Raw genomic sequence first — 26011 nt, forward strand, 5'->3', positions numbered from 1 at the left:
AAGCCGGTTTCGGTCGCGAGTACCGAAGCCGACGCGCGAAGGCCGGAAAACCTGTGCCGCAGCCCTGCGGGTGGCCGGAAATCCTGAGACGATGCAGTCGTGTCCGACGTGAACCCCGAGCGACTGACCGAACTCGCGCGACGGTCCGGCGTGGCCACCAACTATGTCGGCTGGGACGAGGAGCGCCACGAGGTCGGCCGGGAGACGCTTGCCGCCGTGCTGGACGCGCTCGGGGTCGCGGCGGATTCGGCGGAGGCGATCGAGGAGTCGATCCGCGAGCTCGATGATCGGCCGTGGCGGCAGTTCGTCCCACCCGTCACCGTCGTGACCGAAGGACCGGGCCACACCTTCTGCGTCCACGTCCCGCACGGCGATCCGGTGAAGGTCGGGATCGTCACCGAGGACGGCCGTGACCTCACCCCCCGGCAACTCGACGTCTGGGTGAACCCGCGGGAGATCGACGGCGAACTCGTCGGCCGCGCGACCTTCGCGGTGCCCGCCGATCTCGAACCCGGCTACCACTGCATCGTCGCCGTCGATCTGGCCACCTCGCAGTCGGCCGGTGCGCCTCTCATCGTGACGCCGCGGCGGCTGGAGACCGCCGACCGTCTGCTGGGCGAACAGCGGTGGGGCCTGGCGGTGCAGCTGTACTCGGTCCGGTCCGCGGACTCGTGGGGCGTCGGGGACCTCGCGGATCTCGCCGGGATCTGCGAGGCCGCGGGCAGTATGTACGGCGCGGACTTCGTGCAGGTCAATCCGCTCCACGCGGCACAACCGCAGCCGCCGATCGAGGCGTCCCCGTATCTGCCCGTGACCCGGCGCTACCTCAACCCGCTGTACATCCGCGTCACCGACATCCCGGAGTTCGAGGGGCTGACGAAGTCGCAGCGGAAGTGGGTCGGCAAGGTGGCGCGCGACTTCCTGGCCGAGAACACCGCCACCGACAAGATCCGGCGCAACAAGTCCTACCGCGCCAAGATGGAAGCCCTCGAACTGATCTACGGCGTGCCGCCCACCCGCGAACGCAAGGCCGCGCTGTGCGAGTTCCGGCGCCGAGAGGGTAAGGGGCTGAAGCGATTCGCCACCTGGTGCGCACTCGCTGAGCGCTATGGTGCCGACGACCCGCGCTGGCAGGGCAAGTTCCTCGATCGCGCGTATGTGAAGAAGAAGCGCCGCAAGCTCTCTCGCCGTATCGACTTCTACATCTGGTTGCAGTGGATCTGCGACCAGCAGCTGGCCGCCGCCGCGCACGCCGCGTCGTCGGCGGGGATGTCCATCGGCGTGATGGTCGACCTGGCGGTCGGCGTCGGCCGGCACAGCGCCGACGCGTGGGCGCTCGGCGACGTCCTCGCCCCCGGGGTGTCGGTGGGTGCGCCGCCGGACGGATTCAATCAGCAAGGCCAGGACTGGGATCAGCCGCCCTGGCATCCGCATCGCCTCGCCGAGGCCGGGTACGAGCCGTACCGGGACATGATCCGGACGGTGTTGCGTCACGCCGGCGGCGTGCGCGTCGACCACGTCCTCGGACTGTTCCGGCTCTGGTGGATCCCCGACGGCATGAGCGCCGCGCAGGGCGCCTATGTCCACTACGACGCCGACGCGCTGATCGGCATCCTCGCGCTCGAGGCACGACGCGCCGGCGCCGTCGTGGTCGGGGAGGACCTGGGCGTTTTCGAACCCACCGTCCGGGACACGTTGCGGGAGCGCGGGATTCTCGGGACGTCGATCCTGTGGTTCGAACAGGACCGTGACGGCGCGATCCCGCCGGAACGGTACCGGGAGCTGTGCCTGACGTCGGTGACCACCCATGACCTCCCGCCCACCGCCGGCTATCTCGCCGGTGACCACATCGGCCTGCGATCAGAACTGGGCATCCTCGAGACGACCGAGGAGGCCGAACGCGCACGCAGCGAACGCGAACGCGACGCCGTCCTCGATCTCGCCCGCGAACGCGGCCTGCTCTGTCGGGACACCCCGCCGACCGACCCGTCGGTCGTCGAGGCGATGTACGCGCTCATCGCCCGGAGCCCGTCGGTGCTGCTGAGCGTTGCGCTCGTGGATGCGGTGGGGGAGCGGCGGATTCAGAACCAACCCGGCACGAACGCGACACAATATCCGAACTGGTGCACCCCGCTCGCCGACGCCGACGGCAACGTGGTGCTCGTCGAGGACCTGGTCAGCAGCGCCCGGTTCCATGCCCTGGTCGACGTCCTCGGGGCAGCGGGGGTGCCGCGCGTCTGAGCGCGACGGTGGGCGGACGCGTCGGGGTCAGTCGCGGGCGCGCCGGACGGCGACGACCGTGAGGATCAGCGAAACCAGCGCCAGCACCGATGCGCCGGCGTTGAACACGATCCCGGCCTCCTGCAGGCCCCAGCCGCGTGCGGTGAGTCCCTCGCCGACGATGGGCAGCGAGATGCCCACATAGGCAACGACGAAGAAGGTGGAGGTGACCTCGGCCCTCCGGTCGTGTGGGGCGGCGGCCACCACCGATGCCAGTCCCTTGGAGAACGACATGCCCTGCCCGACACCGGACACCACGGCGCCGGCGAACAGGGTCGCGGCCGACGCGGCGACCAGACCGGCGATGGTCAGCGCGGTGCCGCCGATCAGGATCGCGCACCCGGCGATCAGTGCCATGTCGGTCGGCATGTGGCGCACCACGATCTGTGTCACAGCGCTCGACGCGAACAGCACGAACACCACGAAGCCGGCGAACGCGTGATCGTCGATGCCGATGATCGACGACAGGAACGTCGGCGCGACTCCGGTGAAGGTGCCGGTCACCGCGAACCCGGCGAACGCCGCGATCGAGGCGCGGACGAACACCGGGCGCATGTCGGCGGGTACCGACAACCGTTGAATACTCAGCCGCGCGCCGGGTTTCACGTCGACGGTCTCGGTGAGCCGCCAGACCCCGGCGAGGGCGAGGCCGAGCAGGACGAGGTCGACGAGGAACGGGGTGTGCAGTGGGCCGGGGGCGTACTGGGCGAGCAGTCCGGCGATCAACGGTCCGAGACCGAGGCCGCCGATGTTGGCGGCGGTGGCGATCGCCGGCGCGCGGCCGCGCCACGACGGCGGGGCCAGCTCGATGATCGCGGTGGTCGCCGCGCCGGCGTAGATTCCGGCCGACATCCCCGATATGACGCGTCCGATCAGCATCTGCCACACGGGACCCGCGGTCAGGAACACCACCGCGCTGATCGCCGACAACACCGCTCCGGCGATGAGCAGGCGTCGTCGGCCGACGACGTCGGACCATCGTCCGAAACAGATCAGCGCCGCGATGACGCCGGCCGCGTAGACGGCGTAGATCACCGTCGTCGTAGCGACCCCGAAGCCGAGCTTCTCGCCGTAGATCGAGTAGAGCGGCGTCGGCATGGTGGTGCCCAGCATGATCACCGCGAACGCGTAGACCGCGGCGACGAAGGACCTGGCCGTCGAGGTCGCCGCACCGGTGTGCGCGGGGGTGTTGGCTCGTGAAGTCATGAGACTGCCAAACTACCTCCGCGCGTGGACGGCCGCGGTTTCGGGCCTGGGGACGGCAATCCTTCGCCAGGATCGGGGCAATGCCCCGATTTCACGCAATGGGGCGGCTTTTCGTGCTCTATTTTCGGTCACATGCAGAGCCCTGAACCGCGCATTCTGGTCACCACCTCGCGGATGCCCTTCGCCGTCGACGAGATCCACAAGCTCGGCGAGGCGGGTCGCGACGTCACCGCCGCCGACACCTTCGCGTCGGCCCCGGGCAGCCATTCGCGTGGCGCGCGCCGCCATCTCGTGGTGCCGCCGCCCACGCAGCAGACCGAGGCGTTCGTCGACGCGGTGATCGACGCGATCGCCGAGTACGACATCAACTGGCTGCTGCCGATGTTCGAGGAGGTCTTCTACCTCGCGCGGCATCGCGACCGCATCTCCGCGGCGCACCCGGACACGCACCTGTTCTTCCCCGACTTCGACACCCTCGCCCGGGTTCACGACAAGGTGTCGTTCACCGCGCTGTGCCGCGACCTCGGACTGCCCGCGGCCGAGTCGGTGACCGTCACCAGCCGCGACGAGCTGCGCGACGCCACGCAGCACTGGCCGCACTGGTTCGCCCGCGCCGCCTACGGTCGCGGCGGGCTCGACATCCTCACCAACACCGGTCCGCTGGCGGGAGAGTCGTCCGTCGACGACGTCACGCCCACGCCCGACGATCCGTGGTTGGTGCAGGAGTACCTCTCCGGGGTCGACCGGTGCAGCTGGAGCGTCGCCCACCACGGCGAGATCGTGTTGCACTCCTGCTATGAGCACCCGCTGGCCATCGACGACCGTGGCGGCATCGTGTTCCGGTCGGTCGACTCGCCGGAGTCCCTCGAGGCGGCGCAGACGATCGCGCGGGAACTGAACTGGCACGGCCAGATCAGTTTCGACTACCTGGTCACCGAGGACGGCGTCCACCACATGGTCGAGTGCAATCCGCGTCCGACCGCCGGCTGCACGGTTGCCACCTCCGAGGAATTCGACACCGCGCTGTTCGCTCCCGGCGACCTCGTCGTCGTGCCGGAGGGACGCAAGAAGATGATCAAGGCGGCCGTGCTGCGTGACGCGCTCAAGCATCCGTCGCACGTGCGCCGGAATCTGGCGGCCGCCAAGGGTGCGGGCGGCGTGTACGACCAGCCGCACGACCACCTGCCGTTGATCTACTCGGCGCTGTCGCTGCAGCACATCCTGGCCTACCGCCGCGAGCTCGGACTCGACCGCAACAAGAGCGAGGAACTGATGGCCACCCAGTTCTTCGACGTGCTGTGGGACGGCACGCAGATCGCCTGACCCGTGATCCGAGCCCCAGCGGACCCGAGGTCGCGGACCCCGAGCCCCGCAGAATCGCGCCCTCCCCACCGAATCGCGAGTTCGAACGTGCGACTCTGCGGGGCAACCCGCGATTCCTGACGTGAGCTACTGACGGCCTGGAATGTGTGCTAGATTACAGTAACTGCTGGTTACAGTTATTGGGGGATGGCCATGCAACCCGCACGCCAGGTTCCCGGACATGACATTCCGGAACACGAGGTGCTGATCGTCGGCGCCGGCTTCGGTGGGATGGGAGCCGCGATAGCCTTCAAGCGCCTCGGCATCGACGACATCGCTATCGTCGAACGCGAGGACGACCTCGGCGGCACCTGGCATGTCAACCACTATCCGGGTCTGGCCGTCGACATCGCGTCGGTCACCTACTCGTACTCCTTCGAGCCCAATCCGGATTGGTCGCGGCTGTTCGCGCCGGGTCCCGAACTCAAGCGATACGCGCACCACGTCGCCGACAAGTACGACCTCAAGCGGCACATGGAGTTCGGCACCTCGGTGGAGTCGGCGGTTTGGGACGACGTCGAGCGGATCTGGCGGGTCCGCACCGCCGACGGCGCCGAGCGCACCGCCCGGTACCTGGTCACCGCCACCGGGTTCCTGTCGCAGCCACACATCCCGGATTTCCCCGGCATCAACACCTTTCGGGGCAAGATCCTGCACACCGCGGCCTGGGAGGACGACTTCGACCTCACCGGCAAGAAGGTTGCGATCGTCGGTACGGGCGCGACCGCGGTGCAGCTGATCCCCGAGGCCGCCGGGGTCGCCGAGTCCCTCACCGTCTTCCAGCGCACCCCGATCTGGGTGGTGCCCAAGGTCGACTTCCCGATCCCACCTCCGGTGCAGCAGTTGTTCCGTCGCGTCCCGCTGACCCAGCGGGCGGCCCGCGTGATCAACACGTCGATGCTCGAACTGCTGATGGTGGCCGGCGTGCTGCACTTCAGGCAGCTCAAGCCGGGCAACAAGCTGGCGGCGCTACTGGCCAAGGCGCACTTGCGCTTCCAGGTCCGCGACCCCGAGCTGCGCCGGAAGCTGACCCCCGACTACGACTTCGGCTGCAAGCGTCCGACCTTCTCCAACACGTACTTCGCCAGCTTCGACAAGCCGAACGTCACCCTGCAGACGAGCGGCATCGCGCGGCTCGAACCCGACGCCATCCTCGCCGCGGACGGCACCCGGACCGAGATCGACACCCTGGTCCTGGCAACCGGGTTCAACCTCTGGGACGTCAACTTCCCGGCCTTCGAGATCATCGGCCGCGACGGGCGTGAGCTCGGAAGGTTCTGGCGCGAGAACCGCTTCCAGGCATACGAGGGCGTCGCGGTGCCGGGGTTCCCGAACTTCGTGTCGCTCAACAGTCCGTACTCCTACAGCGGGCTGTCGTACTTCACGACCATCGAGGGCCAGATGAAGCACATCACCCGGCTCTTCGGGGAACTCCGCCGCCGTGGATGCGACACCTTCGAGGTCACCGAAGCGGCGAACGACGCCTTCCTCGACGAGATGACCGACCGGTTGCAGTCGTCGGTCTTCTACAACGGGAACTGCGCGACGTCCCGTAGTTACTACTTCAACCAGCACGGCGAGGCCACCCTGCTGCGCCCGTCGTCGACGCTGCGCACACTGCGTGAGATGGACTCTTTCCCGTTGAGCGACTACGAGTTCCGGTAGCGGGCCGTGACCGGTGGCCGACGACCGGACAGGCTCGGCGGCTAACCGGACAGCCCGAGATAGCCGCCGAGCAGCCGGCGGATCATCGCGAGGATCTCCTCGGCGTCCGCGTCGACCGGGGCCTTCTCCTGCGCGCCCGGCTCGGAGTGTTCGGCGCCGAGAGTCCGACACGCCTGCAGGACGACCGTGTCGATGAGTTGCGCGACCTCGCGCGGGCGCGACTCCCCGTGGGCGACGAGGGCCTCGACCAGCGGTTCCTGTAGTTCGGCGTGGAACCGCTGCATCGGTTCGTGGAGAACTCTCGGATCGACGACACGGGCCAGGGCGTTGGCCACCGCCTGCTCGGAGGAGACGAACAACTCGACGTTCGCGCAGATGTACGCCCAGATCCGTCGGCCCGGCTCGCTCTCGGCGTGCACGCGATCACCGACGAAGCGACCCCAGCTCGGGAAGAGGTCGGCGACGACCGCCGCGAGCAGTTCGTCGCTCGACGAGAAGTACTGGTAGACGCTCGAACGGGCGAGGCCGACGCGTTTCCCGACGGCGGCGAGGCTCGGGGCCTCGCCGGTCTCGGCGAGGACGGCCTTCGCGCCGTCGAGGATCGCCCGGATCTGCTGCCTCCGGTGTTCGGCGACGGTGGGCGCCTGGATGCGTGGCACGTCGCCCACCTCCTCAGCTCATGGCGGCCGGTACTGCACCGGTCATGGCAACACCTGCTACGGCAACACCTGTCACGGCGACACCCGTTACGGGGACACCTTTTTCAGGGTTCCGTCGATCATCTCGTACACCTTGTCACAGTGTACGAGCACGTCCTGGTCGTGGGTCACCATCACGGTGGCCACGCCGTGCTCGTGCGCCTCGCGGGCGAGGAGTTCGACGATCTCGTGGCTGCGCCGGCGGTCGAGCGCGGCGGTGGGCTCGTCGACGAGCAGGACGTCCGGCCGGGTCATGAGGGCCCGCGCGATGCCCACCCGCTGCCGCTCGCCGCCCGACAGCTGATGCGGGCGACGCTTCGCCTTGTGCGACATGCCGACGCTTTCGAGCAGGTCCGCGGGAGAGCGCGGGTCGTCGACCTTTCCGAAGGTGAGGGGCAGGCGCAGCTGGTCCTCCACGGTGAGGGCACCGAGGAGGTTGCCGCTCTGGAACACGAAGCCGATGTGCTCGCGCCGGATGCGGGTCAACTCCTTCTTCGACGCCTTCCCCAGGTCGACGCCGCCGACGGTGACGGTGCCCGACGTGGGGCTGGTGAGCGCGCCGGCCACCGCGAGCAGGCTCGACTTGCCCGACCCCGACGGGCCGACGATCGCGACGAACTCGCCGGGGGTGACGTCGATGCTCACGTCATCGAGCGCGGTGACGACGTCCTCGCCGTCGCCGTGGACGAGGGTGACGTTCTTCAGTGACAGGGCGCTCATCGGTTGCCTCCCAGCGCGGTCAGGGGGTCGACGCGGGTGATGCGGAGAACCGCGACGGCGGCGCCGATCATTCCGAACAGGACCAACAGGGTGCCGGCGACGGCGATCGAACTCGCCTCGAGTGCGAAGGGCATGGGGGTCGAGCCGATGGCGGCACCCATGCCCACGCCGATGCCGATGCCGACCAGGGCCGAGACGAGCAGCAGGATGAAGGACTGTGCGAGCGAGTCGCGCAACAGGTAGCCGGTGGAGGCGCCCATGGCGCGCATCACCGCGATCTCCTGGCGGCGCTGGATGGTCCAGACGGTGAAGAAGGCGCCGACGACCAGGGCCGAGATCGCGTAGAGGAACGCCTGGATCAGCGACAGGGTCGAGGTCTCCGCGGTGTAACCCGGTGAGGCGCCGAAGGATTCGTCGAGGGTGAGCGAGGTGGTGCCGGCCGCGGCGTCACCGGCCGCGAGGTCGACGTCCTTGCCCTTCACCGCGACCGCGGTGATGTCTTCGTATACGCGCGGCGGGACCGGCTCGCCCGGGCGTGCGCCGGAACGGATCTCCTGCCACGTCTTCAGCGGAACGTAGGCGACGTCGACGTGGCCGAAGGTGCTCTGGCCGTCGAGGACACCGACGACGCGGAGCTGGGTGCCGAGGGGCTCGACCGTCACGGTGTCGCCGATCGACAGCCCGTTCTCCTCCGCGGTCTCGCTGATGACGAGCTCGCCGGGAGCGCCGGAGAGGGACTCGCCCTTCGCGGCCTTCGGGTCGACGAACGATCCCGGCTCCACGCCGAAGAGGGCGAGGTCGATCTCGACGCCCTTCTCGGTGCGGCCGTTGATCAGCGTGTTGCCGAACGGCGCCGCGGCCTCGACGCCCGGCTGCTCCTTCCAGGTCTCGACATCGGAGATCGGGACCAGCGAGCGGGAGAAGGCGGAGTCGGTGGCGACGTCCTTCTGGAACGCGAAGGAGGTCACGGGCAGCTTCTTCAGCCCGGAGACGCCGTCGTTGACGAGGCCCACGGACAGGCCGCTGAGCAGGACCATCAGGATCGCGATCAACGCGACCACCGATCCCATCAGGGCGAAGCGTCCGCGGGCGAAGGACAGTTCACGGAGTGCGAGGAACATGTCACTGCCCCCGCAAGTTTGCCGACAACATGTCGGGAACGATACCGACATGGTGTCGGAAACCGGAAATCTCCCCGCGCGGTTTGAGACGAGCGTCACGAGGGCCGTCGCCGGGGCCGTGCAGCGGAGCTAGCCTGAGGGCATGCGTGCATGGGCGGTGACGCAGCCGGGCCCGATAGAGTCCCGGCCACTGCAGCTCGTCGACAAACCCGACCCCCGCCCCGGGCCCGGTGAGATCCTGGTCCGGGTCCGTGCCTGCGGGGTCTGCCGGACGGACCTGCATGTCGCGGAAGGCGACCTCCCGGTTCATCGCGAGGATGTGACGCCCGGACACGAGGTGGTCGGCGAGGTTGTCGAACTCGGGCCGGGCGCCGAGGGATTCGCGCCCGGCGACCGCGTGGGCGTCGCGTGGCTGCACCGCACCGACGGCACCTGCGATCGATGCGCCCGCGGTGCCGAGAACCTCTGCGAGGCATCGCTGTACACCGGCTGGGACGTCGACGGCGGTTACGCCGAATACGTCACGGTCCCCGCGGCGTTCGCCTACGCGCTGCCGTCCGATGTCGACGACGTCTCGATCGCACCGCTGCTCTGCGCGGGCATCATCGGTTTCCGCGCGCTACGGCGGACCGGGCTGCTCGACGGCACCGGCATCGGCCCGGACCGCCCGAAGCGTCTGGGCCTCTACGGATTCGGTGGCAGCGCCCACCTCTGCGCCCAGGCGGCGGTCGCGCTGGGCATCGAGGTCCACGTGATGACGCGCGGTGAGCAGTCGCGCAGGCTGGCCACCGAGCTCGGGGCCGCGTCGGTCGGGGATGCCTACGACGCCCCGCCGGTCCCGCTCGACGCCGCGATCACCTTCGCCCCGGTGGGCGAGCTGGTCCCGGTGGCGATGCGCGCACTCGATCGCGGCGGGGTCCTGGCCATCGCGGGCATCCACCTCAGCGACATCCCGGCCATCAACTACGAGCGAGAGCTGTTCTACGAGAAGGAGATCCGCTCGGTCACCGCGAACACCCGCGACGACGGCCGGCAGTTCCTCGAACTCGCGGCACGGCACGGGGTGCGTGCGACGACCCACGAGTACCCGCTGTCGAAGGCCGACGAGGCGCTCGCCGACCTGAAGGCGGGCCGCTTCGACGGTGCCGCGGTGCTCGTCCCCGACGCCTGAGGAACCGATTGGCGAAGCGCCTCGCCGGTCCGCGGCGAGCCGGGGTCTACACCGGTTCGAGCAGCTCCGGCTCGTTGTTGGACACGCGGTTCACCAGAGGCGCGACCTCGCGGATCTCGATCGACTCGGCCAGCGGCTCGGTCGGCGGGGCGAACAGGTCGCCGGGTGCGGGATGATCCGGATCGAGCCAGGCATCCCAGTTGTCGTACGGCATGATCAGAGGCATCCGGTCGTGGACCTCGCGTAGCTTGCCGACCGCGTCGGTGGTGAGGATCGTGCAGCTCAGCAGCGGGGGAGCATCGGGATTCCCCGCACCGCCCTTCGGATGCCAGACCGACCAGAGGCCGGCCATGAACAGCCGGGTGCCGTCCTGCGGCGACATGAAGTAGGGGATCTTGGTGGGCTTGCCCTTGGAGTCGAGCGGGCCCTTCTTCCACTCGTACCAGCCGTCCATCGGGACCAGGCACCGCTTGGACCTCACCGAGGCGCGGAAGGAGCTCTTCTCCGCGGCGCTCTCGGCGCGGGCGTTGAACAGCAACGGCCCCTTGCCGGGTTCCTTGGTCCACGGCGGCACGAGTCCCCAGCGCATCGCACGAATACGCAGGAGCGGATCGTCCTCCGGGTCGTCGGGAGAGTGCCGCTTCACGACGGTCATCACCGTGGTGGTCGGGGCGACGTTGTAGTTCGGGCCGAGCGCCCGTGGTTCGGGGGCGTCGAGGTCGGCAGGCCTCTCCGGTTCGGGTACCTCGTTGACGGCGTCGAGCTCCGCCGCGAGCTTCGCCGGATCGGTGGTCACCGCATAGCGTCCGCACATGCCTCCATGCTGCCTCAGCGGTGCGACACCCTCACACCGCGATGTCCGCCACCACCGCGTCGGTCGCCGCGACCAGGTCGGCGGGGGCCAGCGCGATCTCGAGGCCCCGCTTCCCGGCGCTGCACAGGACCCGGTCGAACTCCAGCGCCGATGCGTCGAGCACCGTCGGGAGCCGGGTGCGCTGTCCGACGGGAGAGACGCCGCCGAGGACGTAACCGGTGCTGCGGGTGACGGCCTTCGCCTCGGCCATCTTGGCCTTCGGGGCACCGAGAGCGGCCGCGGCCGCCTTCAGCGACAGCTTGCACGGGACCGGGACCACCGCGACCGCGAGGCCCGGACGGTCACCGCCGGCCAGTTCGACGACGAGCGTCTTGAACACCTGCCCGGCGACGATCCCGAGCTCGTCGGCGAGCGCCTCGACCGCCTCGGTGCCGTAGGACTCCGAACGGGGGTCGTGGTCGTAGCGGTGCACGGTGTGCGCGATCTGCGCGCGTTCGAGGGCAGCGATCGCCGGGGTGGCCGCCATGGTCGGATCTCCTCGCGGGTCGAACGGGGTCGGGACGGGGGAAGCGTATTCGAGGCACGCCGGGTCACCGCGCTATTTTCCGGCAGTCGTCCGACGAGGCGCTGCTCACGTCGGGAACAAACGTCCGGTTCCGTCCTGTTGTGAGTGTTTGCGACGTGATGATCGTGAGCATCCGAGGAGAGGTAGGCACCGACATGAGCGACACGGCTGTCCTGGACCGCGAGCCGCTGGTCGACGTGAGGCCTCTCCGCGATCGGGTGGGGTCGGTAAGCTTGACCGGCAACGTCCCAGTGACGCCTCTGATCGAAGGGATCGTAGTGGCCGAACCCCGAGCCGACGCAGAATCAGCCGACGCAGAGCCGACCGGCACGGAACCGACGCCCCCCGCCGACGCGGGAACCGTCGAGGATGTGGCCTCGGCCGGCGCCGCCGCTGACGATGCGTCCGCCGACAAGGGCGCGCCCCGGCGCGCCGACCCCGCCGAAACCGCCGAGCAGCTGACCGAACGCTTCGAGCGTGACGCGCTGCCGCTGCTCGACCAGATGTACGGCGCGGCCCTGCGGATGACCCGCAACCCGTCCGACGCCGAGGATCTGGTGCAGGAGACCTACATCAAGGCGTTCACGGCATTCGCGTCGTTCCGGGAGGGCACCAACCTCAAGGCGTGGCTCTACCGGATCCTGACCAACACCTACATCAACGGCTACCGCAAGAAACAGCGTCAGCCGGCCCAGTACCCGACCGACGAGATCACCGACTGGCAGCTCGCGGCCACCGCCGAACACAGTTCCCAGGGACTGCGCTCGGCGGAGCTCGAGGCCCTCGACGCCCTGCCGGACGACGAGATCAAGGCCGCCTTGCAGGAACTTCCGGAGGACTTCCGGATGGCCGTGTACTACGCCGACGTCGAAGGCCTGCCGTACAAGGAGATCGCCGAGATCATGGACACCCCCATCGGCACCGTCATGTCCCGACTCCACCGTGGACGCCGCCAGCTGCGTGAACTGCTGGCCGACGTCGCCCGGGATCGGGGGTTCAACCGCTCGAAGACCAAGGGTGCGGAGGTGGCGCGATGAGCGACCTCGATCCGGAACTCACCCAGCTCGACTGCTCGGCGGTCATCGCCGACGTCTGGTTGCTGCTGGACAACGAGTGCGACGAGAACGCGCGCAGGCGTCTGCAGGGGCACCTCGACAACTGTCCGTCGTGCCTGGCGCACTACGGCATCGAGCGGCAGCTCAAGCAGCTCGTCAATCGCAAGTGCGGCGGCGATCAGGCCCCTCAGGGCCTGCGCGAGCGCCTGCGCGTCGAGATCCGCAAGACGGTCATCGTCCGCGAGTTCGGCGACCAGCACGTCGATCCCCGGTCGCCCGGCGACCGCTGAGGGCCGCGGTCGCCCGGCGACCGCTGAGGCGAGTCGTGCACGGCGACAGACCATTCCGAGACATGCATCCCGAGACACGAAAAAGCCCGGGCGGCCGAGAGGCCGTACCCGGGCGTTTTTCTGTCGCTCGCTAGCCGAACTCGCCGAACGGCGAAGATCAGGCGTTGGGGCGCTTGCCGTGGTTGGCTGCGCTCTTCTTACGAGCGCGCTTCTTGCGTCCGCGCTTTCCCATGACGCATTCTCCTTTGTTGCCGAATGGTGACATCACAGTGTCTCAGGCATTCTCCCACGTGCCAAAATCGCCTCCGCGGTCGCCCTGGGCGTAGGCCGGTGGTGCTCTGCGGTAGAGCGTGGTGGAGTTCTGCCGTGGCCGTGGTGGGAGTCCTGGACGCGGCTCGCCACGACCGCGTAGGACGGCCCGCCGGTGGTGCCCGGCCATCGGGTGCGCGACCGACCCGAGCGGTCGAAGGTCCCCGACGGGTGGGCTAACTTATGTCCATGGCAGATGACGTGGTGGCAGAGATCGTCGCGAGTGTCCTCGAGGTGCGCGTCACCCCCGGGCAGGAGGTCGAGGCCGGAGACACCGTCGTCCTGCTGGAGTCGATGAAGATGGAGATCCCCGTCCTCGCGGAGGAGGCGGGCACCATCGCCGACGTGCGGGTCAACGTCGGCGACGTCATCCAGGCCGGCGACGTCATCGCCACCTTCGAAGAGCCCACCGCCTGACCGCCGTCCCTCCCACCGGCCCAGAAGCCGCGTAGGTTCCCCGAACCGGGAGCATCCTCATGTCGACCCTTGCCGACCTCCTCGCCGAGCACACGACGCTCTCCGACGCGGCCGCGGCCCATCTGCAGCGCCTCGTCGCGGAGTGGCAGTTGCTGGCCGACCTGTCATTCGCGGATTTCCTGCTGTCGGTGCGCACCGACGAGGGAGCGGTCGTCACCGTCGCCCAGTGCCGGCCCAACACCGCGTCGACGGTCTTCCCGACCGATGAGGTGGGTCGTGTCATCGACACCACCATCCATCCGCAGGTGCTGCGGGCCTTCGAGTCCGACCGCATCCTGCGCGACGAGGACCCGACCTGGTTCGGTGCCACCGCGATGCGTCAGGAAGCGGTCCCGGTCGGGTTCGACGGTGGCGTCATCGGAGTGCTGACCCGGGCCGTCGATCTCACTCATCCACGGCTGCCGTCGCCGCTGGAACTCGCGTACCAGGACTCTGCGGACGACCTGTGCCAGATGGTCGCGGACGGGACCTTTCCGCACGAGGAGGGCAATCCGCGGGGTCTGTCGACGCCTCGTGCGGGTGACGGGTTCATCCGGCTCGACGCCAACGGCATCGTCACCTACACCAGCCCCAATGCGCTGTCGGCGTTCCACCGCATGGGCTGGACCGCCGAACTCAACCACACGCGGCTGTCCCATGTGGTCAAGCAGCTGATCACCGAGCCGTTCGAGGCCGACGACGTCGCGATGATGCTCGACATCGCCGCCGGCGTGCTGCCGGTACCCACCGGCCCGTACCGCGATGTGGGGATGCGTGTGGAGGCCGATGCCCGGCGTGCGACGGTGCTGATCCGGGCAGTGCCGCTGCGGCCGCGCGGGGAGGTGTCCGGGTCGGTGGTGCTCATCCGCGACGTCACCGAGGTCAAACGCCGGGACCGGGCCCTGATCAGCAAGGACGCCACCATCCGGGAGATCCATCACCGGGTGAAGAACAACCTGCAGTCGGTGTCGGCGTTGCTGCGGCTACAAGCCCGGCGCACCGCCAACGCGGACGCGCGCGAGGCCCTCAACGAGGCGGTGCGTCGCGTCGCGTCGATCGCCCTCGTCCACGAGTTGCTGTCGGGCAGCGTCGACGAGGAGGTGGATCTCGACGAGGTCGTCGACCGACTCGTCCCGATCCTGGTCGACGTCGCGTCGAGCGAGTCGCCGGTGACGGTGCGTCACCGCGACCGTCTCGGCGTACTGACCGCAGAACTCGCGATGCCGCTCGTGATGGTGCTGACCGAGCTGATCCAGAACGCGATCGAGCACGGGTTCCAGGGTGCTCCGAAGCCGGACGCCGAAATCGCCGTGATCTCCGAGCGTGACGTGCGAAACCTGCGGATCGCGGTGCGCGACAACGGTTCCGGACTTCCCGATGACTTCGATCTGACCACCTCGGACCATCTCGGCCTGCAGATCGTCAAGACGCTGGTCTCCATCGAACTCGGCGGTGAACTCGAGGTGCGTCCGAATCCCGAAGGGGCGGGAACCGAAGTGGCCGTGGACATTCCGCTGCGATCCTGACCAGTACCGCTGGGGCAGGGGCCGTTTCGTCTGGGAATGGTCGACGGCAGACGGTGAGGGCACGAAAAAACCCGGCCGGAGCCGGGTTTCTTCGAGTCCGGTCGTACCCGGATCAGACGAGCTAGACGCTGCTGCGGGTGCGCGTCCGAGCGGTGCGGCGCTTCAGTGCGCGACGCTCATCCTCGCTCATGCCGCCCCAGACGCCTGCGTCCTGGCCGGTCTCGAGGGCCCACGACAGGCACTCGGCGGTGACGGGGCACCGGGCGCAGACGAGCTTCGCGTCGGCGACCTGCGCGATGGCCGGACCGCTGGTTCCCACGGGGAAGAACAGCTCCGGATCCTCGTCGCGACAGATGGCCTTGTGACGCCAGTCCATTCCACTACTCCTTCAGGCGCGGCTGAGCGCACCACTCGATCAGTTGGTTGCTTGCTGCTGGTTGGCTTAACTCTCAGTTCACGCGGGCGCACCGAATGTTTCCGCGCTGTTGCTTGTGAATACTTTCACGAATCCAGCCGAAGTCAATGGTTCTTGGTTAACACGTGGGCAACATCACGTCATGCGCCTACCACTTCGGCTCTGGCTGAACCCAAGGGGGGTACGGACAGCAGGGCGGCTGCCCGTGTAGTAGCCTACGCGACACTTGACAGGGATGTCGACGAATTTCTGCAGGTAGGGGCGATTTGTCCCATAAAAAGGCGCTGGTGGGCGGAGGATCGGGGAGCGTATATTCGGCCACATGCGTCGACGATGTTGATCCAGACCACAACCTTCGGGCCGTGTACCCGCGTCGTCGCGCCGACTGGCGACCGGCGCGGTGGGCGCCGCGTTCTTCGAGGACCTGATCCCGCTCTACCCGCTGTACGCACTCCTCTTCGCCGACCCCTCGATCCCCGGCGCCGGGCTCTCCGGCGCGCAGGTCTCTGCGCTGTTCGCGCTCTGGTCGCTGTCCACGGTGATCGTCGAGGTGCCCAGCGGGGTGATCGCCGACCGGTTCTCCCGCCGTCGCCTGGTGGTCGTCGGCCCCTGCATCACCAGCGCCGGTTTCGCGCTCTGGACCCTCGTGCCGTCGTTCGCCTCGTTCGCCGCCGGATTCGTGCTCTGGGCGATCGGGGGTTCCCTCCGGTCCGGGACGACGCAGGCGCTCGTCTACGACGAGCTCGTGCACCTGGGCCGGTCCGAGGACTACGCCCGGCTGGCCGGCGCGATGCGCGCGGCCTCCGCGATCGGAGTCGTCGCGGGCACGGCTCTCGCCGCGCCGCTGTTCGCGTGGGGTGGCTACCCGGCGGCGGGTGTCGCCAGCGTGGTGTCGTGCCTGATGTGCGCGCTGGCCTCGTCCACCCTCCCGGAGACCGACGGCTCCGGCGTCGGCGATCCGTCCACGGAGCCGGTGCTGTCGGAGAAGGCGCTTTCCGATCCGGCGCCATCCGATCCGGCGCTGACCGACGCCGGGCATTCCGAGGCCGGCCTGTCGGTGCTCGGCATCGTGCGCAGCGGCGTGCGCGACCTGCGCACCCAGCCCGCAGCATGGGGCCTGCTGCTGCTCGTCGTCGCGTTGACCTGGGTCGCGGCGCTCGACGAGTACCTGCCGCTGCTCGTCGAGTCGTTCGTGAGCAATTCCCCGGGCGGTGCGGACGACGGCGTGAGCCGCACCGACATCCCGCGGACGGTGGCCGTGCTGATGGTGGTCGTCTCGCTCGGCGACGTCGTCGGAGCACTTGCCGCCGGGCGGTTCCGTCGACCCGCGGCGATCGGTCCGGTCGTGGCCGCGGCTGCGCTGGCCCTGATGGCGGCGTCGCTGTGGGCGCGGCCGGTCGCGGTGATCGCGGTGGCGGTCGCGTTCGGGGCGTTCGGTTGGGCGCTGGTCGTCGCCGACGCCGCGCTCCAGGATCGGCTGGGGTCGCGGTCCCGGGCGACGGTCACCTCGCTGGCCGGGGTGGGGGAGGAGGTCGTCGCGCTCCTCGCATTCGCCGGGTGGGCGGCGGGATCGACGCGGTTCGACCCGCCGACGCTGTTCGCGCTCGCGGCGATCCCATACCTGGTCGTGCCCTACCTCGCCTCGGCGGGTGCGACGACCGTGAGTGCATCGCGGCGGTGGCGGAACCGGATGTCGCGGAACGCGCCGATGTAGTCACCGTCCATCTGGACGTCGATCGGGGTCTCGGCGACGAACCGGACCTCGTTCACATCGTCCTCACGGAAAAGGTGTCCCGCCTTCGGATCTGCTTGCGCCAGAAGGCGAGTGGCGAGCGGTAGGTTCCGCAGCACGCCGGTGGAGGTGGCCACGAAGACTCCCAGCCCGGTGTCGAATCCGGTGGTCGGGTTGGTGCGGATCTCCCGTGGGCCGAGGTACGTCCACGGGCTCGTGTTGGACACGAAACCGAATCGGGCGCCCGTGATCCGGTCGTGCCCGGGGATCTCGACGTCGAAAGTCGTCGATTTCCCCGCATTCTTCAGGAAGCTGCTGACGGTGGTCCACAGATACCGTGCGGGTGTCGCCGACTTGCCGGCGTGCCGCTTGTCCTCCATCGCATGCACGACGATCGCGTCGATGCCCATCCCCGCGTTGAAGAGGAACCACCGGTCGTCGGTGTGGCCGAGTCCGATGCGGCGGCCCTGCCCGGCGTCGAGGAGTTCGATGATCTGCTGCGTGGCGAGCAGGGGATCGGGGTCGATGCCCAGTGTGCGGGCGAACACGTTCGCGCTGCCGCCCGGGATCACCGCGAGCGCCGGCCGCGCCGCCGACGGGTCGGACGAGCCGGGCTTGTCGAGCAGCCCGTTGGTCGCCTCGTTCACCGATCCGTCGCCGCCGTGCACGATGACGGTGTCGAAGCCCTCGGCGGCCGCGCGGGCGGCGAGTTCGAAGGCGTGCCCGCGGTGCGTGGTGAGTTCGACGTCGAGGTCGAAGTGCGCGCTCAGGGTGTGGACGAGGGCGTCACGCCCAGCCGGACTGGTCGCGGTGGCGAACGGGTTGACGATGAGCATGACGCGCACGACTCCCGAGGATATGGGGTCGTGGCGCCGTCGGCGTAATCTGCCCGTCGTGAAGGTCGCTGGAGGACGTCGTGGACGGAGGATGTCGCGGGGTGCGGAAAGGTTCCGCGGGCCCGACCAAATACCCTGGATCGGGTGAGCACGGAGAAGGATCGCCGGAAGAAGGACGTCACCGCCCCGGCGGCGGCATCGTCGGAGCCGGCCCCGCCGCGCCAGATCAGGATCGCCGGCGCGGTGACCCTGGCGCAGGGGCTGATCGGCATCGTCATCGCGATCGTCCTGGTCATCCGTGCCCTCGCCGGCCACGAGGAGACCGCCATCAGCGGATACGGCACCGCGGCCTGGTTCGCGATCATCTTCGGCGGCGTGGCCGTCGGCGGCGCGGCCCTCTGGTCCGGGCGCCGCTGGGGCCGGTCGATCGCGATGGTCGCCCAGATCCTTCTGCTCCCGGTCGCGTATTACCTGTACACGAGCCACGTCGCCGTCGCGTCCGTCCCGGTGGCCCTGGTGGCGGTCTTCGTGTTGGTGATGCTGTTCAGTCCGCCGTCCGTGCGCTGGCTCGCCGGTGACATCGGGCCCGATCACTGACCCGGCCCAGGTGCCCCGAAGCGGAGTCCGGGGCGGCACCCTGAGCAGTTGACCCAGTTTTTACCGCGAGGCCGACTCCAAACGTTCGACGAGCCCGCGACCGCCCGTACAGTAGGCGCCATGACGCGCATCCTGGCGATTGCCAATCAGAAGGGTGGGGTCGCCAAGACCACCACGGTGGAGTCCCTCGGAGCAGCGCTCGCCGATCTCGACGTGTCGGTGCTCGTGGTCGATCTCGACCCGCAGGGGTGTCTCACCTTCTCCCTGGGGCACGATCCGGACCAGTTGGAGACCTCGGTCCACGACGTGCTGCTCGGCGACGAGGAGATCGCCGACGTCCTGCTCGACACCGAGGACAAGGTGACCCTGCTGCCGGCCACCATCGACCTGGCCGGGGCGGAGGCGCTGCTGCTGATGCGCCCCGGCCGCGAATACGCGCTCAAACGCGCCCTCGCCGAGGTCGCCGAGGACTTCGACGTCATCCTCGTCGACTGCCCGCCGTCGCTCGGTGTGCTCACGCTCAACGGGCTCACCGCCGCCGACGAGGTGATCGTGCCGCTGCAGTGCGAGACGCTCGCGCACCGCGGCGTCGGGCAGTTGCTGCGCACCGTCCGCGAGGTGCAGCAGATCACCAACCCGAATCTGAGGATGCTGGGCGCGGTGGCCACGCTGTTCGACGCCCGGACCACCCACAGCCGCGACGTGCTCGCCGACGTCGCCGACCGCTACGACATCCCGGTGCTGAGCCCGCCGATTCCCCGCACGGTGCGCTTCGCCGAGGCGTCGGCATCTGGGTCGTCGGTCATGCGGGGACGAAAGAACAAGGGCGCCACCGCATATCGCGAACTCGCCGAGAACCTCTGGAAGCACTGGGACGCGGGCGAGGACGTGCGCACGTTCGATCTCACGCCGTAGGGGTCAGGCCGGGCCGTACGCCTCGACCATCCCGCCGCGCTGTTCGAGGACGGTGTCCCCGAGGACCTTCAGGCTCACCACGCCGTCGGGCGCGGAGCTGCGGGGCAGGGGGATGGACCGCAGCTCGCGGCCGGTGGCCACGTCACGCGCGCTGATCCCGGCCCGGCTCGGCAGCAGCAACTGCCCGGCCATCACCTGTCCGGGACCGAGGGTGCCGGGTACCTGGTAGATCGGCCGCAGGCTCTGGGCATCGAGCACGACCGTCGCCTTGCCGGTCCAGTACGTCACGATGCCCTCGCCCTCGAGCGGGACGCTGCCCGCGGGCGGGAACGCGTCACCGGAGACGGTGTTGGACCCGACCGCCACCGCCGAGGTGTCGAAGCGGCGGATGGCCGGTCCGCTGTCGCCGCCGATCGCGGGAGGCTCGGCCGGGCTCGCGCCGCCGTCGTAGACGGCGATGCCCGATGACGACATGCCGATCAGCACCGGGGGAGGGCCGCTCACGTCGCCGGTGATCAGCGACGACCCGTACTCCTCGACCCGCTCGTCGTCGTCGAGGATGGCGCCGATGACCGTCAGCCGGTAGCCGGGATCGTTTTCGCAGCGTTCGACGATCGCGACCCGGTCGCCGCTGATCGCCGCGGAGAACAGCCGGCAGTGTCGGCGCTTCGGGTCGTCCTCGGGGCGTACGCGGGCCTCGATCCGGCCGTACTCGATGCCGCGCACCAGGTTCGATCCCCAGGTCTCGAGACGTTCGGGCCCCTGCGCGACCACGTAGCCGTAGTCGCTCACGAGGTGGACGGTGGGATCGGCGTCGGCGGTGCGGGAGCCCCGGCGGGCGCCGGTCGCCGCGTCGAGCGCGGTCACCTCCGAACATCCCCGCGAGTTGCGGTACACCGCCAGTGCGGCGTCGATGCTCGACGTCCACGCGGTGTCGACCGCGCAGAGCTCGAGATCCCTCGAGTACCTCCAGACCTCGGAGCCGGAGCGGGGATCGCGGCCGACCACGGTTCCCCCGTCGCCGGTCACCACCAGCGCCTTGCCGACCGCCGGGGTCGCGGTGGCGGCGGATTCCGCGCGCCAGCGCACGGCGAAGGCCTCGGGTACCGAGGCGGCCGAGGCGACCGCGGGAGGTTCGGTGGCCGCCTGCGTGCTCTTGGTCGCCCGGACCGGGCTGACCAGCCAGGCGACCAGGCATGCGACGGCGACGACCACGACGATGATCGCGGAGATCACCAGGTCGATCGGCCGTCGCCGTTCGGGTCGGACGCGTGCCACGCGCGCGGAGGGCTACTCGGCGGCCGCCGTGGCGGACTGGGCGGCGACCGGGGTCGCCGCGGCGGACTGGGCGGCGACCGGGGTCGCCGCGGAGTCGGAGCCGCTCTGCTCGCCGGTGGTCTTACGGCCGCCACGACGACGGCGGCGACGGCGCGGCTTGCTGCCGCCCTCGCCGGTGCCCGCCTCGCCGGACTCGGCCTTCTCGCGGGATTCGGCCTTCTCGCCGGTGGAATCGGTGTTCGCGGCGGCGTCGGTGTCCTCGCCCGAGCCGCTGACCTTGGCGTCGTCGTCGATCGGCTTGCCGCCGCGGGTACGACGACGGGTGCGGGTGGTGCGCTTGCGCGGGGTGCGGGCCTCACGGGTCTCCCGGACCTCGCTCGGGTCGCGCTCCGGCTTCGGGGCGACGATGCGGCCGGTCGCCGACTCCGGGATGTTCAGGTCGCTGCGCAGGTGCTCCGATGTCGAGTAGGTCTCCACCGGCTCCGGCATGCCCAGGCCGAGGGCCTTGTCGATGAGCTCCCAGCGGTGCAGCTCGTCCCAGTCGACGAGGGTCACGGCGATACCGGTGCGACCGGCGCGGCCGGTGCGGCCGATCCGGTGCACGTAGGTCTTCTCGTCCTCGGGACACTGGTAGTTGATGACGTGGGTGACGTCGTCGATGTCGATGCCGCGGGCCGCGACGTCGGTGGCGACCAGCACGTCGATGGTGCCCTCGCGGAACTTCTTCAACGCCTTCTCGCGCGCCACCTGGCCGAGGTCGCCGTGGACGGCGCCCACCTTGAAGCCGCGCTCGGCGAGGTCGTCGGCGACCTTCTGCGCGGTGCGCTTGGTGCGGGTGAAGATCATCGTCGCGCCGCGCCCCTCGGCCTGCAGGATGCGGGCCACGAGCTCGGCCTTGTCGAGGGCGTGCGCACGGTAGGCGTACTGCTTGGTGCGGTCGTGCACTGCCGAGTCGTTGGCGTTCTCGGCCCGGATGTGGGTGGGACGGTGCAGGAAGGTGCGGGCCAGCGTGACAATCGGGCCCGGCATGGTCGCCGAGAACAGCATCGTCTGGCGCGGCGTCGGCAGCGCGGCCATGATGCGCTCGATGTCCGGTAGGAAGCCGAGGTCGAGCATCTCGTCGGCCTCGTCGAGCACCAGGATCGAGACCTTGCCGAGCACCAGGTGGCCCTGTTGTGCGAGGTCGAGGAGCCGGCCCGGGGTGCCGACGACGACGTCGACGCCGGACTGCAGCTCGGCGATCTGCGACTCGTAGGGACGGCCGCCGTAGATCGCGGTGATCTTCAGCATGCGGTTGGTGCCGTCGGCGAGGGTGACGTCGGTCTTCTTCGCCGCGATCTCGAGGTCGCTGGTCACCTGGATGCACAGCTCACGGGTGGGCACGATCACCAGGGCCCGCGGGGTGTTGTCCAGCGGGCGGATGCCCGACGCCTCCGCGTTGGCGAGGCGGTGGAGCAGCGGGATTCCGAAGCCGTAGGTCTTGCCCATGCCGGTGCGGGCCTGACCGATGAGGTCGTCTCCCTGAAGGGCGAGGGGGAGGGTCAGTTCCTGGATCGCGAAGGTCTGGGTCTTGCCGTCGTCGGCGAGGGCCGAGACGATACGCTCGTCGACGCCGAGTTCGGCGAAGGTCGGGGCGGTGTGGGTCTCGTCGACGATGGTCGTATGCACGGACGAATCGGTCATGTGCGGTTGTTGCCTTTCTGGCCAGTCTCTTGCGCGCACGGTTGGTTCCTGCGCGCACGAGGAAAGCTCGAAAGTGCGCGCGCAATGTCGTAGTGGCACCGGGGATTCGGCCGGGGTGTCGCGATCCGGACTAGTCGATCTCGCGATGTGTGTACGCGAGTGGTCTCAATCACATCCACACGGCCGCATCCACACGCTCGCGCCGGCAAGCACGCGTGGTCACGCGGCTTCGCGGGCAGGCGCCGGGGGGTCCCGTCGGAGTGCACCGCCATCCAGTGTACTTGGTGTGGCGCGATGGGCCGCTACCATCACCTCATGGCGCCTGCATCCGACCCCTCCGAACAGACCCCGGTAGTCGCGATCGAGAACCAGGATCGAGCGGTCGGGAAGCTGTTCGCGGTGCTGCTCGCCGGTGAGTTCGCGGCTTTCCACCGCCTCATCGAGGAGTCGGCGATGGCTCCCGACGTCCCCAGCAAGATCGCCATCGCGCGCATGGCGGCGTCCGAGGTCGGGCACTTCGACCGGCTCGCCGAGCGCGTCGAGGCGATGACCGGCCTCACCGCGGCCGAGGCGGTCGAGCGCTACCGCTCGGTCTTCGACCAGTACCACCGTGCGACGACCCCGAAGACCTGGTACGAGGCCCTGGTCAAGGCCTACGTCGGCGACGGCCTGGCCGCCGACTTCTACGTCGAGCTCGCCGACATGCTGCCCACCGACTCGCGGTCGGTGATGGCCGAGGTGATGGCGGAGACCGCCAATTCGCAGTTCGCCCGCGAGCAGGTCCGTGCCGCCGTCGAGCGCGACCCGTCGCTGAAGTCCCCGCTGGTCCTGTGGGGGCGTCGCCTGCTCGGCGAGGCCATCACGCACGCGCAGTGGGTCCTCGCCGCCGAGGAGGAGGTCACCGACCTGCTCTTCTCCGGCGCGTCGTCGCTGTCGGGCATCGCGACCTTCTTCGACGCGGTCGCCGCCAAGCACGCCGAGCGCATGGCCGACCTCGGACTCGCCTGACCAGCGCTTCCGGCCCCCGTGTGACCGCGGGCTTTTCGCTGTCAGCGGAGCGGATGGGTGCCGCCGAGTCGGCTGGACTAGCCTTGTGCGGCAAGCGTTGTTGAGACTCTGAGGAGGGCCGCACATGGCCGTGGAAGTGAAGATCGGCATCACCGACAGCCCGCGGGAGCTGACCGTCGCGACGCCGCTGACCAGCGACAAGGCCTACGCCGAGGTCGAGGCGGCACTCAGCGGCGGCCAGCAGCTGCTCAGCCTGGTCGACGAGAAGGGCGCCCGCTACATCGTCCCGGTCACCAAGATCGCCTACGTCGAGGTGGGAGCGGCCGAGAACCGTCGCGTCGGCTTCGGGGTCTGACACCCCGCCGCCACGTCGCGGCCGCCGTCACGAGACAGACGACGAGGGTCCTGTGCGGGACCGGTGATCCACCGGCCGGCACAGGACCCTCGTCGTGTGAAGTGGGAATCCGTGGGAGGTTCAGGCCTCGCCGACCGTCGGCTCACCCGCCGGCTGCTCGGTGTCCGGTGAACCGGCGGCCTCGCCCTCGGGCGGATTCTGCCGCGGGAAGTGGGACAGACCGCCCCACAGCAGCGCGACCGTGGTCTCCACCGCGGTCTGCTTGTCGACCGGACGCTTCGCCTCCAGCCAGTAGCGGGCGTTGACCTGGCTCGCGCCGACGAGGCCGGAGGCCAGCATGCGCGAGCGGTACGGGTCCAACCCGGAATCGTGCATGACCAGGCCGTACACGGCGTCGACGCACGCCTCGGTCGCTCCCTCGACGCGCCGGATCACGGCCGGGTCGGAGGCGTCGGAGGAGAAGATCAGCCGGTAGCCGGAGTTGTCCTGGTCGATGAAGTCGAAGAACGCCTGCACCGCGGCGCGCACACGCTGGTGGTTGTCGGTGGTGGTGCGCAGTGCGGTGTTGACGTCGTTCACCAGCTTCTCGGCATGCGAATCGACGACGGCGATGTAGAGGTCCAGCTTCGACGGGAAGTGCTGATAGAGGACGGGCTTGCTCACTCCCGCGTGCACGGCGATCTCGTCCATGCCGGCGGCGTGATAGCCGCGCTCGACGAAGATCTCGCTGGCCGCGTCGAGCAACTGCATGCGCCGTGCGCTGCGGGGCAGGCGCGTACTGCGTCCGGGAACGGCGGACGCGTTGGTTGCGGTCGACATGCCCAAGAGAGTACTCGGAAGACCTTCCTCCGCAGTATCGGCCGTCCGCTGTGAGAAAGTAGGTCCGTGAGCCGCACTCAGGATGGTGGCCCCGCCCCGGACACGGGCCGGGTACGCACCAAGGATGCCGGCCCGAGATCGTCGGGACGCCCCGGTCCGGACCAGCCGCTGCGCGCGCGGTGGGACCCGACCGACGACAGCGGCCGTCCCCGCGTCGACCGCGACGCCCAGCCCGGCTACAGGAAGCAGTCGGCGGTCGGCCGGTTCGTCTCGACCTACGGCTGGCGCGCGTACGCGATCCCGGTCCTCACCATCCTGACCATCGCGCTGATCGTGGTCACCGTCCGCGACGCCCGCGGCGACGGGCTCGCCGACACCGAGGCGGTCAATCCGGACTCGGCCGCCCGCAACACCGACATCAGCACCGAAACCCGGCCCATCGGCGCCCCGACCGGCGACATCCAGGCCGCGGCGCTGCCCGCCGGGACGCTGCCGCAGGGCGGGCCCTTCACCGAACAGGGCCGCAAGACCTTCCGGGTGTTGCGTGGCGCCGGTCAGAAGGTCGGCACCGGCGGACAGGAGTACACCTACACCGTCGAGGTGGAGAACGGCCTCAACCCGCAGGACTACGGCGGCGACCCGACCTTCGCCAAGATGGTCGACATGACGCTCGCCAACCCGCGCAGCTGGATCGGCGACGGGCGCGTCGGCTTCCGGCGCATCGACAGCGGCGAACCCGACCTCCGCATCACGCTGGTCTCGCCCGGCACCACCCGCGAGCTGTGCGGGTACCAGATAAAACTCGAGACGTCGTGCTTCTACCCGCCGCAGGCGCGGGTGGCGCTCAACGAGGCGCGCTGGGTGCGCGGAGCGCTGTCGTACCAGGGCGACGACGTGGCGTACCGCCAGTACCTGATCAACCACGAGGTCGGCCACGGCATCGGCTACGCAGAGCACGAGCCGTGCCGCGAGAACGGCGCGCTGGCACCGGTGATGATGCAACAGTCGTTCGGCGTGGACAACTCGCAGATCATGGCGCTCGACCCGGACATGAAGGCCGACCGCACCTTCGTCTGCCGGCCGAATCCCTGGCCGTTCCCCAGCCGCTAGGGGAATGCGCGCCGGACTACGGTGG

26 protein-coding genes are annotated in these 26011 nt (G+C 69.4%); 14 read left to right on the forward strand and 12 right to left on the reverse strand.

The window, feature by feature from the left end; genetic code table 11:
- The first annotated feature begins 108 nt into the window (after positions 1-108).
- Positions 109-2241, forward strand: a complete 2133-nt coding sequence (gene malQ / locus ABFT43_RS18520) for a 4-alpha-glucanotransferase (protein WP_347961814.1) — start codon at positions 109-111, stop codon at positions 2239-2241.
- A gap of 27 nt (positions 2242-2268) precedes the next feature.
- Here the strand turns inward: malQ and ABFT43_RS18525 are convergent, their stop codons facing one another.
- Positions 2269-3486 (reverse strand): MFS transporter, encoded by a 1218-nt coding sequence (locus ABFT43_RS18525; protein WP_347961763.1) that lies wholly within the window; start codon positions 3484-3486, stop codon positions 2269-2271.
- Positions 3487-3618: 132 nt separating this feature from the next.
- Between ABFT43_RS18525 and ABFT43_RS18530 the strand changes: the two genes are divergently transcribed.
- Together ABFT43_RS18530 and ABFT43_RS18535 are read left to right on the forward strand one after the other, a co-directional pair.
- A complete protein-coding gene (locus ABFT43_RS18530) occupies positions 3619-4809 on the forward strand; it encodes an ATP-grasp domain-containing protein (RefSeq protein WP_347961764.1) in 1191 nt (396 codons plus the stop codon).
- Positions 4810-5001: 192 nt separating this feature from the next.
- Positions 5002-6513: a flavin-containing monooxygenase gene (locus ABFT43_RS18535; RefSeq protein WP_347961815.1), complete on the forward strand. Its 1512-nt coding sequence runs from the start codon at positions 5002-5004 to the stop codon at positions 6511-6513.
- Positions 6514-6554: 41 nt separating this feature from the next.
- Here ABFT43_RS18535 and ABFT43_RS18540 read toward each other — a convergent pair whose 3' ends face one another.
- From ABFT43_RS18540 to ABFT43_RS18550, 3 genes are all read right to left on the reverse strand, one after another.
- Entirely contained in the window at positions 6555-7172 is a 618-nt protein-coding gene (locus ABFT43_RS18540) for a TetR/AcrR family transcriptional regulator (RefSeq protein WP_347961765.1), read from the reverse strand.
- 87 nt (positions 7173-7259) lie between these two features.
- On the reverse strand, positions 7260-7931 hold the full coding sequence (locus ABFT43_RS18545; protein WP_347961766.1) for an ABC transporter ATP-binding protein: 672 nt from the start codon (positions 7929-7931) through the stop codon (positions 7260-7262).
- The gene (locus ABFT43_RS18550; RefSeq protein ID WP_347961767.1) at positions 7928-9052 is read right to left on the reverse strand and encodes an ABC transporter permease; all 1125 of its coding nucleotides are present in this window, start codon (positions 9050-9052) and stop codon (positions 7928-7930) included. The genes ABFT43_RS18545 and ABFT43_RS18550 overlap by 4 nt, the downstream gene beginning before the upstream one ends.
- Before the next feature lie 142 nt (positions 9053-9194).
- On the opposite strand from ABFT43_RS18550, the gene ABFT43_RS18555 reads away from it, so the two are divergent.
- On the forward strand, positions 9195-10223 hold the full coding sequence (locus ABFT43_RS18555) for a zinc-binding alcohol dehydrogenase family protein (RefSeq protein WP_347961768.1): 1029 nt from the start codon (positions 9195-9197) through the stop codon (positions 10221-10223).
- A 46-nt stretch (positions 10224-10269) separates the two neighbouring features.
- On the opposite strand, the gene ABFT43_RS18560 is transcribed toward ABFT43_RS18555, so the two are convergent.
- Positions 10270-11037 carry an SOS response-associated peptidase gene (locus ABFT43_RS18560; protein WP_347961769.1) on the reverse strand — a complete coding sequence of 256 codons (768 nt, stop codon included), beginning with the start codon at positions 11035-11037 and terminating at the stop codon, positions 10270-10272.
- A 31-nt stretch (positions 11038-11068) separates the two neighbouring features.
- Complete coding sequence (gene ybaK / locus ABFT43_RS18565; RefSeq protein ID WP_347961770.1) at positions 11069-11563, reverse strand: Cys-tRNA(Pro) deacylase; 495 nt, start codon at positions 11561-11563, stop codon at positions 11069-11071.
- A 194-nt stretch (positions 11564-11757) separates the two neighbouring features.
- Here ybaK and ABFT43_RS18570 point away from each other — a divergent pair, with 194 nt between their 5' ends.
- Together ABFT43_RS18570 and rsrA are read left to right on the forward strand one after the other, a co-directional pair.
- The gene (locus ABFT43_RS18570) at positions 11758-12639 is read left to right on the forward strand and encodes a sigma-70 family RNA polymerase sigma factor (protein ID WP_347961771.1); all 882 of its coding nucleotides are present in this window, start codon (positions 11758-11760) and stop codon (positions 12637-12639) included.
- Positions 12636-12947, forward strand: coding sequence for a mycothiol system anti-sigma-R factor (gene rsrA / locus ABFT43_RS18575; RefSeq protein WP_347961772.1), 312 nt, complete (start codon positions 12636-12638; stop codon positions 12945-12947). The genes ABFT43_RS18570 and rsrA overlap by 4 nt, the downstream gene beginning before the upstream one ends.
- A gap of 157 nt (positions 12948-13104) precedes the next feature.
- Here the strand turns inward: rsrA and ABFT43_RS22710 are convergent, their stop codons facing one another.
- Positions 13105-13179, reverse strand: a complete 75-nt coding sequence (locus ABFT43_RS22710; RefSeq protein ID WP_109239415.1) for a 50S ribosomal protein bL37 — start codon at positions 13177-13179, stop codon at positions 13105-13107.
- Between the two features lie 266 nt (positions 13180-13445).
- On the opposite strand from ABFT43_RS22710, the gene ABFT43_RS18580 reads away from it, so the two are divergent.
- A complete protein-coding gene (locus ABFT43_RS18580) occupies positions 13446-13673 on the forward strand; it encodes a biotin/lipoyl-binding carrier protein (RefSeq protein WP_347961773.1) in 228 nt (75 codons plus the stop codon).
- 59 nt (positions 13674-13732) lie between these two features.
- Complete coding sequence (locus ABFT43_RS18585) at positions 13733-15238, forward strand: sensor histidine kinase (RefSeq protein ID WP_347961774.1); 1506 nt, start codon at positions 13733-13735, stop codon at positions 15236-15238.
- A 121-nt stretch (positions 15239-15359) separates the two neighbouring features.
- Here the strand turns inward: ABFT43_RS18585 and ABFT43_RS18590 are convergent, their stop codons facing one another.
- The gene (locus tag ABFT43_RS18590) at positions 15360-15614 is read right to left on the reverse strand and encodes a WhiB family transcriptional regulator (RefSeq protein ID WP_006899723.1); all 255 of its coding nucleotides are present in this window, start codon (positions 15612-15614) and stop codon (positions 15360-15362) included.
- Positions 15615-16053: 439 nt separating this feature from the next.
- On the opposite strand from ABFT43_RS18590, the gene ABFT43_RS18595 reads away from it, so the two are divergent.
- Positions 16054-17367, forward strand: coding sequence for an MFS transporter (locus ABFT43_RS18595; RefSeq protein WP_347961775.1), 1314 nt, complete (start codon positions 16054-16056; stop codon positions 17365-17367).
- Here ABFT43_RS18595 and ABFT43_RS18600 read toward each other — a convergent pair.
- On the reverse strand, positions 17286-18221 hold the full coding sequence (locus tag ABFT43_RS18600; RefSeq protein ID WP_347961816.1) for a diacylglycerol/lipid kinase family protein: 936 nt from the start codon (positions 18219-18221) through the stop codon (positions 17286-17288). The genes ABFT43_RS18595 and ABFT43_RS18600 overlap by 82 nt on opposite strands.
- A gap of 144 nt (positions 18222-18365) precedes the next feature.
- Between ABFT43_RS18600 and ABFT43_RS18605 the strand changes: the two genes are divergently transcribed.
- Positions 18366-18818, forward strand: a complete 453-nt coding sequence (locus ABFT43_RS18605; protein ID WP_347961776.1) for a hypothetical protein — start codon at positions 18366-18368, stop codon at positions 18816-18818.
- A 120-nt stretch (positions 18819-18938) separates the two neighbouring features.
- Positions 18939-19733: a ParA family protein gene (locus tag ABFT43_RS18610; RefSeq protein WP_347961777.1), complete on the forward strand. Its 795-nt coding sequence runs from the start codon at positions 18939-18941 to the stop codon at positions 19731-19733.
- 3 nt (positions 19734-19736) lie between these two features.
- Here the strand turns inward: ABFT43_RS18610 and ABFT43_RS18615 are convergent, their stop codons facing one another.
- Positions 19737-21011, reverse strand: a complete 1275-nt coding sequence (locus ABFT43_RS18615; RefSeq protein ID WP_347961778.1) for an Rv3212 family protein — start codon at positions 21009-21011, stop codon at positions 19737-19739.
- 12 nt (positions 21012-21023) lie between these two features.
- Positions 21024-22694 carry a DEAD/DEAH box helicase gene (locus tag ABFT43_RS18620; RefSeq protein WP_347961779.1) on the reverse strand — a complete coding sequence of 557 codons (1671 nt, stop codon included), beginning with the start codon at positions 22692-22694 and terminating at the stop codon, positions 21024-21026.
- Positions 22695-23009: 315 nt separating this feature from the next.
- Here ABFT43_RS18620 and ABFT43_RS18625 point away from each other — a divergent pair, with 315 nt between their 5' ends.
- Together ABFT43_RS18625 and ABFT43_RS18630 are read left to right on the forward strand one after the other, a co-directional pair.
- Positions 23010-23702: a ferritin-like fold-containing protein gene (locus ABFT43_RS18625; protein ID WP_347961780.1), complete on the forward strand. Its 693-nt coding sequence runs from the start codon at positions 23010-23012 to the stop codon at positions 23700-23702.
- A 124-nt stretch (positions 23703-23826) separates the two neighbouring features.
- Positions 23827-24057 carry a DUF3107 domain-containing protein gene (locus ABFT43_RS18630; RefSeq protein ID WP_347961781.1) on the forward strand — a complete coding sequence of 77 codons (231 nt, stop codon included), beginning with the start codon at positions 23827-23829 and terminating at the stop codon, positions 24055-24057.
- Positions 24058-24177: 120 nt separating this feature from the next.
- Here the strand turns inward: ABFT43_RS18630 and ABFT43_RS18635 are convergent, their stop codons facing one another.
- Complete coding sequence (locus ABFT43_RS18635) at positions 24178-24876, reverse strand: TetR/AcrR family transcriptional regulator (RefSeq protein WP_347961782.1); 699 nt, start codon at positions 24874-24876, stop codon at positions 24178-24180.
- Positions 24877-24942: 66 nt separating this feature from the next.
- Between ABFT43_RS18635 and ABFT43_RS18640 the strand changes: the two genes are divergently transcribed.
- Positions 24943-25986, forward strand: coding sequence for a DUF3152 domain-containing protein (locus ABFT43_RS18640; protein WP_347961783.1), 1044 nt, complete (start codon positions 24943-24945; stop codon positions 25984-25986).
- Positions 25987-26011: the final 25 nt, after the last annotated feature.

Origin of the sequence: Gordonia aurantiaca (assembly GCF_039939235.1) — a bacterium.
In the GTDB taxonomy this organism is placed as follows: domain Bacteria; phylum Actinomycetota; class Actinomycetes; order Mycobacteriales; family Mycobacteriaceae; genus Gordonia.